Source organism: Microbacterium protaetiae, assembly GCF_004135285.1.
Classification (GTDB): domain Bacteria; phylum Actinomycetota; class Actinomycetes; order Actinomycetales; family Microbacteriaceae; genus Microbacterium; species Microbacterium protaetiae.
On sequence record NZ_CP035494.1, the window covers coordinates 467,682 to 484,132 of the forward strand.

Sequence of the window (16,451 nt, forward strand, 5' to 3'; positions counted from 1 at the left end):
GACTCCATGACCGACACTGCTCTGAGCACCCGGCACGTTCCCGCCGACCTGCCCACCCGCATCCAGCACTACATCGACGGCGAAGCTGTCGACTCGCTCGACGGCGACACCTTCGACGTGCTCGACCCGGTCTCGAACCAGACCTACATGCAGGCGGCCTCCGGTAAGAAGGCCGACATCGATCGGGCCGTCGCCGCCGCCAAGAAGGCGTTCGATGAGGGCCCCTGGCCGCGGATGCTGCCGCGCGAGCGCTCGCGCGTGCTGCACCGCATCGCCGACATCGTCGAGTCGCGCGACGCCCGCCTGGCCGAGCTCGAGTCGTTCGACTCGGGCCTGCCGATCACCCAGGCGCTGGGCCAGGCCCGGCGCGCGGCCGAGAACTTCCGCTTCTTCGCCGATCTGATCGTCGCCCAGTCCGATGACACGTTCAAGGTGCCCGGTCGCCAGATCAACTATGTCAACCGCAAGCCGATCGGCGTCGCGGGCCTGATCACGCCGTGGAACACCCCGTTCATGCTCGAGTCGTGGAAGCTGGGGCCGGCGCTTGCCACCGGCAACACGGTCGTGCTCAAGCCCGCCGAGTTCACCCCGCTGTCGGCGTCGCTGTGGCCGGGCATCTTCGAAGAGGCCGGCCTGCCCAAGGGAGTGTTCAACCTCGTCAACGGGTTCGGCGAAGAGGGCTTCGCCGGCGACTCGCTGGTCAAGCACCCCGACGTGCCGCTGATCTCGTTCACCGGTGAGAGCCGCACCGGCCAGATCATCTTCGGCAACGCCGCACCCTTCCTCAAGGGCCTGTCGATGGAGCTGGGCGGCAAGTCGCCGGCAGTCGTGTTCGCCGACGCCGACCTCGACGCCGCGATCGACGCGACGATCTTCGGGGTGTTCTCACTCAACGGCGAGCGCTGCACGGCGGGCAGCCGCATCCTGGTCCACCGCTCCATCTACAACGAGTTCGTCGAGCGCTACGCTGCGCAGACGAAGCGCGTGAAGGTCGGCTACCCGCATGATCCTGACACCGAGGTGGGCGCCCTCGTGCACCCCGAACACTACGACAAGGTGATGAGTTACATCGCGATCGGAAAGCAGGAGGCCCGCCTGGTGGCCGGCGGCGGCCGCCCGAAGGGCTTCCCCGAGGGCAACTTCGTCGCCCCCACCGTCTTCGCCGATGTCGCACCCGACGCCCGCATCTTCCAGGAGGAGATCTTCGGCCCGGTCGTGGCGATCACCCCGTTCGACACCGACGAAGAAGCACTCGAACTGGCCAACGGCGTGAAATACGGCCTGGCCGCCTATGTGTGGACGAACGATCTCAAGCGCGCACACAACTTCGCACAGGCGATCGATGCCGGCATGGTCTGGCTGAACTCGAACAACGTGCGCGACCTGCGCACGCCGTTCGGCGGCGTGAAGGCGTCGGGCCTCGGTCACGAGGGCGGGTACCGCTCGATCGACTTCTACACCGAGCAGCAGGCCGTGCACATCACGCTCGGCAAGGTGCACAACCCCACGTTCGGCACCCAGGAACACCACACCGAGGTCGACCTCGACGACCCCGACCCGCGCTGAACCACCCCACCCACCCCGGTCGTTGAGCGAGGGCCGAACGCCCGAGTCGAAACGGCACTGACGGGCGTTTCGACTCGCTTCGCTCGCTCAACGACCAACATAAAGCAAGGACGCTGACATGACCGACCGCAAAGACATGACCCTCACCTCATCGGGCTTCTACGTCTCGCAAGAGGCTCCGATCGCGTGCGAGAACCCCACTCCCACCCCGCAGGCACCGGCCCCCGACATCCTGCGCTGCGCATACATGGAGCTGGTTGTCACCGACCTGAAGCGCTCGCGCGACTTCTACGTCGACGTGCTGGGCCTGACGGTGACCGAAGAAGACGAGAACGCCGTCTACTTGCGCTCGCTCGAGGAGTTCATCCACCACAACCTCGTGCTGCGCCAGGGCCCCGTCGCCGCCGTGGCCGCCTTCAGCTACCGCGTGCGCACGCCCGAAGACCTCGATCGGGCCGTCGCCTTCTTCGAAGAGCTGGGATGCCGCGTCGAGCGCCGCGCCGAGGGCTGGGTCAAGGGCATCGGCGACTCCGTGCGCGTGACCGACCCGCTCGGGTTCCCGTACGAGTTCTTCCACGACGTCGACCACGTCGAGCGACTCGCGTGGCGGTACGACCTGTACACCCCGGGCGCCCTGGTGCGCCTCGACCACTTCAACCAGGTCACCCCCGACGTGCCGCGCGCGACCAAGTACATGCAAGACCTCGGCTTCCGCGTCACGGAAGACATCCAAGACGAGTCCGGCACCGTGTACGCGGCGTGGATGCGCCGCAAGCCCACCGTGCACGACACCGCGATGACCGGCGGCGACGGCCCACGCATGCACCACATAGCGTTCTCGACGCACGAGAAGCACAACATCCTCGCCATCTGCGACAAGCTCGGCGCACTGCGACTGTCGGACTGCATCGAACGCGGTCCCGGACGCCACGGCGTCTCCAACGCGTTCTACCTGTACCTGCGCGACCCCGACGGGCACCGCGTGGAGATCTACACGCAGGACTACTACACCGGCGACCCCGACAACCCCGTGGTCACCTGGGACGTGCACGACAACCAGCGCCGCGACTGGTGGGGTAACCCGGTCGTGCCGTCGTGGTACACCGACGCGTCGCTCGTGCTGGATCTGGACGGCAACCCGCAGCCGGTGATCGCCCGCGAGCAGGCCAGCGAGTTGGAGGCTACGATCGGCGCCGACGGCTTCTCGTACACCCGCGCGGCCGACGAAGGCAGCATGCCGGAGTGGAAGCAGGGCGAGTACAAGCTCGGCCACCAGCTGTAGAAGCACGAGAGGAAACAGGATGCTGGATCCCGAAGTCATCGCGCAGCTCGCCGACGAACTGGCCGAGGCCGACCGCACCAAGAGCGTCATCCCGCGCATCACCGCGCGGTTTCCCGACGCCACGATCGAGGACTCCTATGCGATTCAGGGTGTCTGGCGCGACACCATGCTCGCCTCGGGCCGACGCCTGGTCGGCCGCAAGATCGGGCTGACGTCGAAGGCCATGCAACAGGCCACCGGCATCAGCGAACCCGACTACGGCGTGATGTTCGATGACACCGTCTACGACACCGGTGCCGTGATCGAGTACGACCGGTTCTCGAATGTGCGCATCGAGGTCGAGCTCGCGTTCGTGCTCAACCGACCTCTCGAGGGGCCGCACTGCACACTGTTCGACGTGCTGCGCGCTACCGAGTACGTCACCCCGGCGCTCGAGGTGCTCAACTCGCACATCGAGTTGGAGGGCCGCACGATCGTCGACACGATCAGCGACAACGCCGCCTATGGCGCGATGGTGATAGGCGGCATCCCGATGCGACCCGATCAGATCGACCTGCGCTGGGTGGCGGCGATGCTCTACCGCAACGAGCAGATCGAAGAGACCGGCGTGGCCGCGGGCGTCTTGAACCACCCGGCGACCGGTGTCGCGTGGCTGGCGAACAAGTTCCACCAGCACGGGGCCCGGCTGGAGGCCGGCGAGATCATCCTGGCCGGATCGTTCACCCGGCCGATGTGGGTGCAGCGCGGCGACAGCGTGCTGTGCGACTACGGAAAGATGGGGACCCTCACATGTCGCTTCGCCTGACATCGACCTTCCGCGACGCACTGGCTGCGGCATCCCGCCCTCTCGTGGGCATGTGGGCGTGTTCGGGAAGTCCGCTGATGGCCGAGGTCGATGCCGGCTCGGGCCTGGACTGGTTGCTGATCGACATGGAGCACGGCCCGAACTCGCTCGAATCGGTGCTCGTGCAGCTGCAGGTGGTGGCCGCATACCCGATCACGCCGCTCGTGCGCGTGGCCTCGAACGACACCGTGGCCATCAAGCAGGTGCTCGATCTGGGCGCGCAGAACATCATCGTGCCGATGGTGGGCTCGGGCGACGAGGCACGGGCTGCGGTGGCCGCGACCCGCTACCCGCCCGAGGGCGTGCGCGGCGTGGGCAGTGCGCTGGCGCGCAGTGCGCGCTGGAACCGCGTCGACGGGTACCTCGGTGACGGGTCATCGCACGTGTCGCTGACGGTGCAGATCGAAAATGGCGCGGGGGTGGATGCCGCGGCCGAGATCGCCGCCGTCGACGGCGTCGATCAGGTCTTCGTGGGTCCGTCGGACCTGGCCGCGTCGCTCGGGTACCTCGGGCAGCAGACGCACCCCGAAGTGGTGGATGCCGTGCACCGCACCTTCGCGGCGGTGCACGCGGCGGGCAAGAAGGTCGGCGTGAACGCTTTCGACCCGGCCGCTGCCGATGCTTACGTCGCGCAGGGTGCAGACTTCATCGCCGTCGGCGCGGATGTGGCCCTGCTCGCCCGGGCCTCGGAGGCCCTCGCTGCCCGCTTCATCCCCACCTCCGGTCGCGCCGAGCGCGCCTCCTACTGACCCTCCCCCGCCGGGGAAATTCCATATGGAATTTCCCCCTCCACATGAAATTTCCGGCAGATTGATGTGGTCTGGGAAATTCCATATGGAATTTCCCAGGGCGGGAGTCAGGGGCGCGTGCGCAGGGTGACTTCGGCGACGTCGACATGGCCGGTGCCCACCGCGAAGGGGCCCGTCCACGTGCCCACGAACATGCTCGTGCCGCCGGTGGCCAGCGCCGACACGTCCACGCGGCCCAGCTCCACCTCGCCGACGCGCACGGCAGCGCTCAGACCGTCGACGTCGATCACGACCTCGCATCCCCGCGTCGGCAGCCCCTCCGCGCCGGCGACGACGCGACCACCCACGACGACCCGCGCGGCGCCGCCGGCATCGACCGATGCCTCGAGCACCGCCGCCTCAGAGGTGCGCAGCAGCAGCCCGCCGCGCACCTCGCCGTCGAGATCGATGCGGGCCGACACCCGCGTGCGGTGCGCGGGCAGGCGCCGCCCGAGGAACGCGAGAGTCCCCACGTCGGTGGGTTCGGTGCGGGATGCCGCAAGCCGCACGAATCCCGGGCGCGCCGTCGTGTCGGCGAACTCGGCCGGAAAGCGCCCCACCCCGTTCCACGCGCGATCGAGCGCGGGTGCATCGAAGTCGTCGCGGATCTCGTCGGGCCACGCCGCCTGATCGGGCACTCCCGCGGCGTCGACCACCGGCTGCACCCGCCCGGTTCCCGGAGCGAACAGCGGACGAGCCCGCTCCCATTCCACCGGCACCAGGTGCGTCTGGCGCCCCAGCAGCCCGTTGCCGTCGCCGATCGTCTGCACGCCCAGCACCGTCGCCCACCATCGCCCCGTGGCATCCTCGACGAGGTCGGCATGCCCGACGTCGGCGATCGGGGACCGATCACCCAGGTCGCGATGGGTCAGCCGCGGGTTGCCCGGGTCGCCGCGGTATGGGCCTGTGATCGCCTCGGCATAGGCCACGCACACGCTGTGGTCGCGGTTCGTGCCGCCCTCGGCCGCGAGCAGCATCCACCCGCCGTCGGGATGCGCGATGATGTGCGGCCCTTCCGCGTATCCGGCGCCGTCGAGGGCGCCACGCCAGATCCAGTGCAGGTCGCCGATCGGCGCGAACGAGGCAGGGTCGAGTTCGACCAGCCAGATATCGGCCTGGCCTGGCCACAGCCCCGGCTGGGCCACCCGGTTGCCGCACAGCCACACCCGATCGCCGTCGAAGGTCAGCGACGGATCGATCCCCGGCAGCTGGTCGAACCACAGCGGCTGCGACCACGGGCCCGCCGGGTCGCGTGCGGTCGCCAGGAAATGTCCGGTGCGCCCAGTCCACGATCCGTCGGGCGGGGCGACCACCGTGCACGTCACGTAGAACAGACCGTCGTGATACCGGATCGTGGGCGCGTACAGCCCCTTGGAGGAGGGGATGCCGCGCAGCCCGAGCTGCCCGGGCCGATGGATGACGTGCCCGATCGGCTCCCAGTCGACGAGGTTGGTCGAGCGGTGCACCGGCAGCCCGGGCAGGTACTCGAACGACGAGGTGACAAGGTAGAAGGTGTCACCGGCCCGGCAGATACTGGGGTCGGGATGGCAGCCGGGCAGCACCGGATTGCGATAGCGGCCGGTCGTGGCGGCGTTCGGCGCGGCATCACTCACGAACAGCGCTCCCCCGGTCGTGGCGCCGTTCGGCGCGGCGTCAGTCACGCACGGGCTCCTTCGGTTCAGCTCGCACTCGGCGCATCCGTCAGTCCACCGGAGCCGTCGATGAGCGCACCGAGAGCGTCATCGGCGATGACACCGGCTGTGTCGTCTCGCCGTCGATGCGGGCGAGCAACAGCGCCACGGCAGCCTCACCGACCGCACCGAGGTCGGCGCCGACGCTGGTCAGGGGCGGCGACGACAGCTCGGCGACGAACGTGTCGTCGAAGCCGAGAAGACTCATATCACGCGGCACCCGCACGCCCGCTTCGGCCCATCCGGCCAGCAGTCCCAGCGCGACGAGGTCGTTGTAGGCGATGACCGCGCTCGCCTGCTGCGCGAGCGCCGCGCCCGCCGCGTCGCGGCCACCGCGCGCGTCGGGGGTGTGGCCGCCGATCCGCTGCACCGACACGTGGGCATCGTCCGCGGCATCCCGCAGCGCGCGCCAACGGCGCGCCTCGCTCCACGACCTCGTCGGCCCACCGACATATGCGATGCGGCGATGGCCGAGACCGGCGAGGTGGTCGATTGCCGCGCGCGCGGCGGCGACCTCGTCGAGTGTCACGCTGGGCACCCCGGGAAGACTGCGGTTGATGAGCACGCAGCGGGCCCACGAGGCTATCTGCTCGAGTTCGCCGTCGTCGAGGCGCGACGAAACCAGGATCATCCCGTCGATCTCTGATCGCAGCGAGGCGACCTCATCGCGCTCGACGCCGGCATCTTCGGTGGTGTCAACGACCACCAGCCCGAAGCCGCGGGCACGGGCGGCCGCTTGCGCGCCCTTGGTCAGGGCCGCGAAGTACGGGTTCGCGATATCGGGGACCACCAGCGCGATGGCACCGGTGCGCCCGCCGCGCAGATTGATGGCGGCACGGTTGGGCCGGTAGTCGAGTTCGCGCACGGCGGCCAGCACCCGCTCGCGCGTGCCCTCTGACACCCGGTGCGGGGCGCGCAGCGTGCGCGAGACCGTCGCGATGGACACGCCGCTGAGTGCGGCGACGTCGTGAACTGTGGTCATCAGCGGTGCCTGCCTCAGATCGGTGCGAAGCGGTCTGCCCGCCGCACTTCGCATCGGCGCGCATCCCCGTGGATACTAGGATAACAACGTTTACATTCGAAGGAGAAGACCGATGGATGCCGCAGCGTGGCGATTGCACCCCGACCGCGTCCTTCCCGCTGAGCCGGGGATGCGTGCGCTGGCGCGCCGCATTCTCGATGCGACCGCCTCGCTGCCGATCGTCTCGATGCACGGACACGTGGATGCCGCTGTGCTGGCCGACGACGCCGCCTTCACCGATCCCGCCACCCTGCTGGTCGCCCCCGACCATTACATCGTGCGGATGCTGGTGTCACAGGCCACCGCGCCCGGACCGATCCGCGACGCCGGGGTGCGCTCGGCCGCCGATCTGGGCATGGGCACCGGCCCGGTCGAGACCGACCCGCGCACCATCTGGCGCCGGTTCTGCGCGGGCTGGCCCGCCCTGCGCGGAACCCCCAGCCGGCTGTGGCTCGAACACGTGCTGGTCGAGGTCTTCGGCGCTCCGGTGGCCCCCTCGCCCGCCACGGCCGATCTGCTGTTCGACCACCTGAGCGACCGCCTCGCCCAGCCCGAATATCGGCCGCGCGCCCTCTTCGAGCGCTTCGGCATCGAACTTCTGGCGACCACCGATGCCGCCACCGACACTCTCGAGGCCCATGCGCGCCTGCGCGCGGACGGATGGGGCGACAGCGTCGTGCCGACATTCCGCCCCGATGCGCTGCTGGAGGCCGGGCGCAGCGGCTGGCGCGACGAACTCGACCGGCTGGGCGCGCTGACCGGTCTCGACACGGGCAGCTACGACGGATACCTCGACGCGCTGCGCGCGCGACGGCGCGCCTTCATCGCCGCCGGCGCCCGCGCCACCGATCACGGGCATCTCTCCCCCGACACCACCCCCTTGGCCGAGCTCGACGCGCGGGCGCTGTTCGCCCGTGCCCGGCAGGCACCGCTGCCCGACGCCGATGCCCGCGCCTTCACCGCGCACATGCTGTTCCAGATGGCGCTCATGTCGGCCGACGACGGCCTGGTCATGCAGCTGCACACCGGCGTGCTGCGCGATCATGACCGTCCCTCGGCGGCGCGCCACGGCCACGACATCGGCTTCGACATCCCCGTGCAGACCTCGTTCACCCGCGCGTTGCGGCCGGTGCTCGAAGAATTCGGACACCATCCGGATTTTCACCTCGTGGTGTTCACCGTCGACGAGACGGCGTACTCGCGCGAACTCGCCCCGCTGGCCGGCGCGTATCCGGCACTGCGGCTGGGCGCGCCCTGGTGGTTCCTCGATGCCCCCGAGGCGATGGCGCGGTTCCGTGCTGCGGTCACCGAGACGGCCGGCTTCGGCAACACGAGCGGATTCGTCGACGACACCCGGGCGTTCTGCTCGATCCCCGCACGGCACGACCTCGCCCGCCGGGCCGATGCCTCGTTCCTCGCACGCCTCGTCGCCGAGCACCGTCTCGACCTCGACGAGGCCACTGACACCGCCGTCGCCCTCGCCTACACCCTCGCCCGCGACGCCTACCCGGCGCCGGCCGGCACGCAGGTGACAGCATGAGCACCCGTATCCGGTCGTTCGAGGTGCTCGTGAGCGCACCCAGCCGCAACTTCGTCACCGTGCGCATCACCACCGACGACGGTGTGGTCGGCCTGGGAGATGCCACCCTGAACGGGCGCGAGCTGGCCGTGGTGGCGTATCTGCGCGAGCACGTCGCCGCACTGATGATCGGCCGCGACGCCCTGCGCATCGAGGACACCTGGCAGTTCCTGTACCGCTCGGCATACTGGCGGCGAGGACCGGTGACCATGAGCGCCATCGCCGCCGTCGACATGGCCCTGTGGGACATCACCGGGCGCATCGCCGGCATGCCCGTGTACCAGCTGCTCGGCGGCGCGTCGCGCGACGGTGTGCTCTGCTACGCGCACGCGGCCGGCAACGACCTCGACGCACTGGCCGAGGCCGTGCGCCAACGCCAGCAGGAGGGCTTCCGGGCGATCCGGCTGCAGGTGGCGGTGCCGGGCATGGCGGCCGGCTACGGCGTGCAGAAGGGTGCCCGCCGCGGCGAGCGCTACGCGTACGAGCCCGCCACCCGCGCGGGGCTGTCGGTCGAGCAGGGGTGGGACGCCCGCGCGTACCTCTCTTATCTGCCGCACGTTTTCGAACAGATGCGGGGCGAGTTCGGCGCCGGGCCGATGTTCCTGCACGACGCGCACCACCGGCTCACGCCGATCCAGGCCGCACGATTGGGCGCCTCGCTCGAGCCCTACGATCTGTTCTGGCTCGAAGACGTCACGCCCGTCGACAATCCCGAGGCGCTGCGCCTGGTGCGCGAGCACACCACCACACCGCTGGCGATCGGCGAAGTGCTCAACACGGTGTGGGATTTCCGCACGCTCGTGCAGGAGCAGCTCATCGACTACGTGCGCGCGTCGGTGACGCACGCCGGCGGCATCACCCACCTCAAGCGCATCTTCGAGTTCGCCGCGATGTACCAGGTGAAGTCGGGCAGCCACGGCCCCACCGACATCTCGCCGGTGGGCATGGCCGCCGCGCTGCATCTCGATCTGGCGATCCACAACTTCGGCATGCAGGAGTACATGCAGCACGACCCCCGGGTCGGCGAGGTGTTCCGCACCTCGTACACCTTCGACGACGGGATGCTGCATCCCGGCGACGCCCCGGGCTTGGGCGTCGACTACGACGACGAAGCCGCCGCCGGCTTTCCCTACGCGCCCGCGTATCTGCCCGCCGCCCGTCTGGCCGACGGAACCGCACACGAATGGTGAGGTCATGACCCCGCATCCGCTCTGGTTGCCCGCCGCCGCCACCGCACACCTGCGCGGCCGCAGCATCCGCGTCGAGGGCGAGCATCCCCTGCTGCAGACCGTCCGCGCCGAGGCCACGGCGGCCGGCATGCACCCGGCAGAGGATGGCGACGTCGTCATCCGGCCGGGTGCGGCATCCACCCCCGACTCCTTCGTGCTCGCGGTCGGCGACGGCAACGTCACCGCCGAATACGCGGATGCCGCGGGCGCCCTGTACGCCTGGTTCGAGATCGTGCGCCAGGGCGCTGCCGTGTTCGCCGGCGCCGGGCGGCGAACCTGCGCACCGGCGCACGCGCTGCGCATGATCGATCACTGGGACAACGTCGCCGTGCATCCGGTGATGGGGCAGGTCGAACGCGGCTACGCGGGTGTCTCACTGTTCTTCGACGACGGGCTGCTGCGCGAAGACCTCTCCCGCGTCGACCGTTATGCCCGCGCCCTCGCCTCGATCGGGATCAACCGCATCGCGGTCAACAACGTCAACGTGCACGAGCGCGAAGTGCACCTGCTCACCGACGATCTGCCCGGTATCGCCCGGATCGCCGCCGTGTTCCGGCGCTGGGGCATTCGCCTGCACCTGTCGGTGTCGTTCGCCACGCCACTCATGCTCGGCGATCTCGACACCGCCGACCCCCTCGATGACCGCGTGCAGGAGTGGTGGCGGGCGACCACCACGCGCGTGTACGAGCAGATTCCCGACTTCGGCGGCTACCTCGTCAAGGCCGACTCTGAGGGCCAGCCCGGCCCCTTCGCGTACGGTCGCGACCACGCCGATGGCGCGAATATGCTCGCGCGCGCGCTCGCATCGCACGACGGGCTGGTGCACTGGCGCGCCTTCGTCTACAACCATCGGCAGGACTGGCGCGACCGCACCACCGACCGCGCCCGTGCCGCCTTCGACCACTTCACCCCCCTCGACGGTCGCTTCGACGACAACGTGATCGTGCAGATCAAATACGGTCCGATGGATTTTCAGGCACGCGAACCGGTCTCGCCGGTGCTGTTCGGGATGCCGCACACGCGGCTGGGGCTCGAACTGCAGATCACGCAGGAGTACACCGGGCAGCAGCGTCATGCGGTGTATCTGGGCCCGCAATGGGCCGAGATCCTTTCCTTCCGCCCGCACGGCCAGACCGGCTCCGCCCTGGCCGAAGGACTGGGCGGCGGCATGGCGGCGGTCGCGAACGTGGGCGACGACCCGTTCTGGACGGGGCATCCCCTCGCCCAGGCGAATCTGTACGCTTACGGCCGGCTCGCCTGGAATCCGCGGCTGGATCCGGCGGCGATCCTCGACGAGTGGGTGCCGCTGACCTTCGGCGACGATCCGATCGTGCGCAGCGGCATCCACGCCATCCTCGACGGGTCGTGGGCTGCCTATGAGGCCTACACCGCGCCCCTGGGCGTGGGATTCATGGTCACCCCCGGCACGCACGACGGCCCCAGTGTCGACGGCTATGAGTACTCGCCGTGGGGTACCTACCACTTCGCCGACCGCGACGGTGTGGGCGTGGACCGCACCGCGGCGACCGGCACCGGCTTCGCCGCACAATATCCCGAGCCGTGGCGCAGCACGTACGAGACTCTCGAGACGGTCCCCGACGAGCTGTTGCTGTTCTTTCACCACGTGCCGTACACGCACCGTCTGCACAGCGGAAAGACCGTCATCCAGCACATCTACGACAGCCACTTCGATGGGGTCGAGCGGGTGCGCCAGGCGATGCAGACGTGGGAGGGTCTGGCGGGGCGGATCGATCCCGCCGTGTTCGAGCGCGGTCGCGAGCGCTTCGCCGCACAGTTGCAGTCGGCCATCGAGTGGCGTGACCAGATCACGACGTACTTCGCACGCATGTCGGGCGTGCCCGACGATCAGGGGCGCACCTACCGCTGAGGGTCAGGACGTCGCGATGAACCGCGCCTCGACATCGGCGATGATCGGCCGCGCGCCGGCGCGCACCAGACCGGCAAGCACCGATGCGGCCGCCAGCAGCGCCCACGCGGTCATCGTCGCGACCACTGCGGCAGCGATGACCAGAAGGCAGATAGTGCCGATGGTCGCCAGGGGCTTGGCGATGAGGTAATACGCCGCCAGCCGCGCCGTGTCACGGGTGCGAAAACGGAACAGCGACGCTATCAGCACCGCGTTCACGCACCACAGCACGACAGCGACGGCCAGCACCAGAGCGGCCACGACAAAGAAGGTGCCGGCGATGGCGCCGAAGGCGACATTGAAGACGAGCACCGCCAAGGCCACCAGCGCCGGAGAGGTCACCAGCAGCACGTCGCGCACATTGGCTCGCCAGCACTGCCAGTAGCGGCGCCACGGAGTCAGCTCGGCGGTCGGGCGCGATGCAGAGACGGCCGCCGAAAATGCAGGGAGCACCGGAATCAGGCACAGCACGTACAGGGGCACGTTGCCGGCGGTCGGCTCGAGCAGCACGATCCCGGCGATGCCGGGGAGCCCGGCGAGCACGAAGGCGACTTCGACCACCAGATAGCGATAGACGCCTCCGGTCACGCGGGTGAACGCGTTCGATTCGGTCAGGATGCTTCTGCTCTGGCTCATCGTCTTCTCCGGGATGTCCGGGTCCGGTCGCGCCGGGGGGAGGCACGACCGGACCCGAGTATCTCAGTCCTGGCTGTCGCCGGCCAGGGCCTTCGCCTGACGCTGCTGCGCCGTGTTGATCATGTCGATGTACTCGTCCATGTGCGCATTCTTCAGCTCCTGCACATAGGCGTCCCACTCCGAGAGCGGACGGTCACCGGTGATGAACGCGGCCGTGTTCTGGCGTACGACATCCAGCAGTGCCGAGGCCCACAGGCTCGCCTGCTCGTTCTCCACCTCGGTGAGCGGCGCCGATGGCGCGGTCGCCAGCTGGGTCTTTGTGAGCATCGATGAGACGAAGTCCTTGGTCTCAGGCAGCATCATCGACGTGCGCAGCTCTTCGGTGCTGCCCTCGGCCGACATGAATGCACCGTTGGCGAAGCCGCCGTCGACGTTGAGCATCTTCGTGGCACCGGGGTTGAGCATGTCCTTCGCGCGGTCCCAGTCGGCGGTGAGCTTGCGCGTGCCGTTCTCGACCGTGTAAGTGGTGCCCTTCACGCCCCACTTGGCGAACTCGAGGCCCTCGTCGGAGTAGTACAGCCAGTCCACGAACTGCAGCAGCGCCTTGAAGTGGTCGCTGTCGGCGGCCTTCGACGAGATCATGATGCCCGGAATACCGTCGACGCGCCCGCCTGCGGCGAGGTTGTCACCGGCCGGACCGGCCGGCACGCGCAGCAGCGCCACCTCGGCGTCTTTGTTGCCGACCTCAGAGAACGACTGCCGCGCCTGGGTCAGGAACTGGTCGTTGCCCGAGATCACGAGCGAGTCGCCGTTGAAGAAGCTCGCCTTCGCGTCGTCGTCCGACTGGGTCACGCTCGACTTCGTCATGAGCCCATCGGCCACCAGGCCGTGGTAATAGGTGATGAGCTGCTTGTACTCGTCGGTGGCCGCCGCGTAAACGTACTTCGAGCCGTCCCACCAGCCGCCACCGGTCGACGAGGCCGACAGGCCCCAGCCGGCGGCCGTGCCGAAGTTGGGCGCCGCGAAGTTCAGCGCACCGCCGAGCGGGTCGGGGCTGTTGAACTCGTCGGAGATGATCTCCTTGTCGGGGTAGGCCTCGTGCACCTTCTGCAGTTCGTCCTGGAAGTCGTCGAAGGTCGCCGGCGACAGGCTCAGCCCCAGCTTGTCCCAGATGTCCTTGCGCACGACGTAGCTGTACTGCGGGACGGCGATCTCGGAAAGCCCCGGCAGCACGTAGAACTTGCCGTCGGCCTGACGCAGGTTGTCGAGGTCTTTCTCCAGTCCCCACTTCTTCACCTTGTCGGTGAAGTTGGGCATGTACTGCGTGAAATCGCTCACCGGCAGAATCGCGCCACCCGAGACGAACGGGGTCTCCTGGCCCGGGTAGACCACCGTGATGATCTCGGGGGCGTCGCCGCTGGCGATCATCGCCGAGCGGGCGTCTTCGTAGCCGACGCGCGGTGAGCTGTCGATGTCGAAGGTGACCTTCTGGTTCTTCTCGATCTCGGTGAAGAACGGCCAGTCCTTCTGCAGCGGGTAGGCCTCGTGGTCGCGGTAGAGCATCGAGAACTCGACCGGCTCGGTGGCGGTGAAGGTGGTGCCGACGGCGAAGTCCGACATCGCCCCCTTGTCCTTGCCGGTGAAATCGAAGCTGGCGCCGGCGTCGTCGGTGTCACCGGACGAGGTGCAACCGCTGAGCACGAGGCCTGCGGCGGCCAGGGTGGCCAGTACGGTGATCACCCGCTTTGCGGGAGAGGCAGACAGCTGTGTCATTTGTGGTTCTCTCTTTCTCGTTTGCGGAGGGGATTCAGGCCTTGACCGAGCCGAGCATGACGCCCGACACGAAGTGCTTCTGCAGGAACGGGTACAGACAGACGATCGGCAGCACGGTGAGCAGCATCGTCACCGCCTTGACGTTGGCGGCGATCTGCAGCCCCTCGTCGGTGCCGGCCGGCTGCGACGATGACAGCAGCAGATTGCGCAGGTACACCGTCACCGGGTACAACTCGGGCTTGCTCATATACAGGGCGGCCGAGAACCACGAGTTCCAGAACGCGACGGCGTAGAAGAGCACCATGGTGGCGATCACGGCCTTGCTCAGCGGCAGCACGATGCGCCAGAGGATGCCGTAGGTGTTCAGTCCGTCGATCTCGGCGGCCTCTTCGAGCTCTTCGGGAAAGTTCTCGAAGAACGACTTCATCACCAGCAGGTTGAAGATGCTGATCGCGTTGGGGATCACGATCGCCCAGATGGTGTTGCGCCACCCGAGCGTGTTCACGAGCACATAGTTCGGGATCAGCCCGCCGCTGAAGAACATCGTGAACACTGCGATGCCGATGAACACCGTGCGACCCTTCAACCGCTTCTTCGACAGCGCGTAGGCGAAGGTCGTGGTCAACACCATCGAGATCGCCGTGGCCACCGCGGTGTACACCACGGTGTTGCCGTAGTTGCGCCAGAACATCGGGTCGCTCATCACGAGAACGAACGTGGTGACGTTGAATCCCCGCGGGATGATGCTGACCTGGCCGGCGTTGATGTATCCCTGCCCGCTGAAGGCCACCGCGAGCACGTTGACGAACGGATACAGCGTGATCGCGCAGATGACCACGAGCGCGATCGCGTTAAGCACGCGGAACACGGTGTAACCGCGGGAGTCGCGCAGTCCGGTGCGGGGTCGACGCCCAAGGCGGGGGGATGCCGCAGGTGCGGCGGTCGTGGTCACCACAGGCTTGCTCCTGTCACTCGGCGCGAGATCGCGTTGGCCGACAGCACCATGACCAGGCCGATGATCGCCTCGAAAAGTCCGATGGCGGTCGCATACGAGAAGCTGCCCGATCCGATGCCGACGCGATACAGATAGGTGGAGATGACGTCGGCCGTGGAGTAGATCAGCGGGTTGTACAGCAGCAGCACCTTCTCGAAGCTGACGGCCAGGAAGCTGCCGATGTTCAGCACCAGCAGCACGACGATGGTCGGCGCCAGCCCCGGCAGCGTCACATGCCAGGTCTGCTGCCAGCGGTTGGCGCCGTCGATGCGGGCCGCCTCGTACAGTTGCGGATCGATGGTGGTCAGTGCCGCGAGGTACAGGATCGTGCCCCAGCCGACGGTCTGCCAGATCTCGGAGCCGACGAAGATCGGACGGAACCACTCGGGCTTCTGCATGAACTCAATCGGATCGCCGCCGAACTGCTGGATCGCCTGGTTGATGGCGCCGTGCGACGACACCAGCTGCAGCACCATCCCGGCCACGATGACGATCGACATGAAGTGCGGCAGGTAGCTGATCGACTGCGCGATGCGCTTGAGCTTGGTCGAGCGCAGCTCGTTGAGCATGAGGGCCAGGATGATCGGCAGCGGAAAGATCACCACCAGGCACAGGCCACCGAGGATCAGGGTGTTGAAGAACACCCGCCAGAACACCGGGTCGGAGATGAACATCTGAAAGTAGTGCAACCCGACCCACTCGTCACCGAAGAGGTTTCCCCCCGGGCGGTAGCGGCGGAACGCGATGATGTTGCCCGCCATCGGCAGGTAGCGGAAGATCGCGAGGAACACCAGCGGCAGCACCAGCAGCGAGTACAGCCGCCAGTCACGGGCTATCGCCCGGCGCCAGGTCAGCTTCGTGCCGCGGGGGGCGACGCGGGCGGGCTTGGGCAGACGAGCCGGTGGCTCGGGGGGCGGCGGCGCGGCGGGCGCCTCGCCCACTTCACCGGCGCCCAGATTCGTGATCGACATTCGCTTCCTCGCGCTTGCCGTCGACGCTCGTTGGTGAGTCGTCGCCGGTCCGAAAGTTTCGTGCATCTGGGCGATACGTCAGGTACGCTAACCCGAGGTGATGCGAATGTCAACGTTTTCATTCGAGGTCGTTGCATCACTGTGACCTTC

13 protein-coding genes are annotated in these 16,451 nt (G+C 68.1%); 7 read left to right on the plus strand and 6 right to left on the minus strand.

Annotation, left to right across the window (positions count from 1 at the left end):
- The first annotated feature begins 6 nt into the window (after positions 1-6).
- The 4 genes from hpaE (at position 7) to ET475_RS02135 (ending at position 4,441) form a co-directional block, all read left to right on the plus strand.
- Entirely contained in the window at positions 7-1,566 is a 1,560-nt protein-coding gene (hpaE, locus tag ET475_RS02120) for a 5-carboxymethyl-2-hydroxymuconate semialdehyde dehydrogenase (RefSeq protein WP_129385575.1), read from the plus strand.
- Positions 1,567-1,684: 118 nt separating this feature from the next.
- A complete protein-coding gene (gene hpaD / locus ET475_RS02125; RefSeq protein WP_129385577.1) occupies positions 1,685-2,848 on the plus strand; it encodes a 3,4-dihydroxyphenylacetate 2,3-dioxygenase in 1,164 nt (387 codons plus the stop codon).
- 19 nt (positions 2,849-2,867) lie between these two features.
- Positions 2,868-3,653 (plus strand): 2-oxo-hept-4-ene-1,7-dioate hydratase, encoded by a 786-nt coding sequence (gene hpaH, locus ET475_RS02130; RefSeq protein ID WP_129385579.1) that lies wholly within the window; start codon positions 2,868-2,870, stop codon positions 3,651-3,653.
- The gene (locus tag ET475_RS02135) at positions 3,638-4,441 is read left to right on the plus strand and encodes an HpcH/HpaI aldolase family protein (protein ID WP_129385581.1); all 804 of its coding nucleotides are present in this window, start codon (positions 3,638-3,640) and stop codon (positions 4,439-4,441) included. Before hpaH ends, ET475_RS02135 begins: the two co-directional genes overlap by 16 nt.
- A 107-nt stretch (positions 4,442-4,548) precedes the next feature.
- Here the strand turns inward: ET475_RS02135 and ET475_RS02140 are convergent, their stop codons facing one another.
- Both ET475_RS02140 and ET475_RS02145 read right to left on the minus strand, forming a co-directional pair.
- Positions 4,549-6,141, minus strand: a complete 1,593-nt coding sequence (locus ET475_RS02140; protein ID WP_129385583.1) for a glycoside hydrolase family 43 protein — start codon at positions 6,139-6,141, stop codon at positions 4,549-4,551.
- 40 nt (positions 6,142-6,181) lie between these two features.
- A complete protein-coding gene (locus tag ET475_RS02145) occupies positions 6,182-7,153 on the minus strand; it encodes a LacI family DNA-binding transcriptional regulator (RefSeq protein ID WP_165310683.1) in 972 nt (323 codons plus the stop codon).
- Between the two features lie 112 nt (positions 7,154-7,265).
- On the opposite strand from ET475_RS02145, the gene uxaC reads away from it, so the two are divergent.
- The 3 genes from uxaC to ET475_RS02160 are packed head-to-tail and all read left to right on the plus strand — an operon-like array spanning position 7,266 to position 11,888.
- Positions 7,266-8,732 carry a glucuronate isomerase gene (gene uxaC / locus ET475_RS02150; RefSeq protein ID WP_129385587.1) on the plus strand — a complete coding sequence of 489 codons (1,467 nt, stop codon included), beginning with the start codon at positions 7,266-7,268 and terminating at the stop codon, positions 8,730-8,732.
- Entirely contained in the window at positions 8,729-9,961 is a 1,233-nt protein-coding gene (gene manD, locus ET475_RS02155; RefSeq protein ID WP_129385589.1) for a D-mannonate dehydratase ManD, read from the plus strand. The genes uxaC and manD overlap by 4 nt, the downstream gene beginning before the upstream one ends.
- A gap of 4 nt (positions 9,962-9,965) precedes the next feature.
- Positions 9,966-11,888 carry an alpha-glucuronidase gene (locus tag ET475_RS02160; RefSeq protein WP_129385591.1) on the plus strand — a complete coding sequence of 641 codons (1,923 nt, stop codon included), beginning with the start codon at positions 9,966-9,968 and terminating at the stop codon, positions 11,886-11,888.
- Positions 11,889-11,891: 3 nt separating this feature from the next.
- Here the strand turns inward: ET475_RS02160 and ET475_RS02165 are convergent, their stop codons facing one another.
- The 4 genes from ET475_RS02165 to ET475_RS02180 form a co-directional block, all read right to left on the minus strand.
- The gene (locus ET475_RS02165) at positions 11,892-12,563 is read right to left on the minus strand and encodes a DUF624 domain-containing protein (RefSeq protein WP_129385593.1); all 672 of its coding nucleotides are present in this window, start codon (positions 12,561-12,563) and stop codon (positions 11,892-11,894) included.
- A 63-nt stretch (positions 12,564-12,626) separates the two neighbouring features.
- Entirely contained in the window at positions 12,627-14,336 is a 1,710-nt protein-coding gene (locus tag ET475_RS02170; RefSeq protein ID WP_129385595.1) for an ABC transporter substrate-binding protein, read from the minus strand.
- Positions 14,337-14,370: 34 nt separating this feature from the next.
- Complete coding sequence (locus ET475_RS02175) at positions 14,371-15,291, minus strand: carbohydrate ABC transporter permease (protein ID WP_129385597.1); 921 nt, start codon at positions 15,289-15,291, stop codon at positions 14,371-14,373.
- Positions 15,285-16,301, minus strand: coding sequence for an ABC transporter permease (locus ET475_RS02180; RefSeq protein ID WP_129385599.1), 1,017 nt, complete (start codon positions 16,299-16,301; stop codon positions 15,285-15,287). Before ET475_RS02180 ends, ET475_RS02175 begins: the two co-directional genes overlap by 7 nt.
- Positions 16,302-16,451 lie beyond the last annotated feature (150 nt).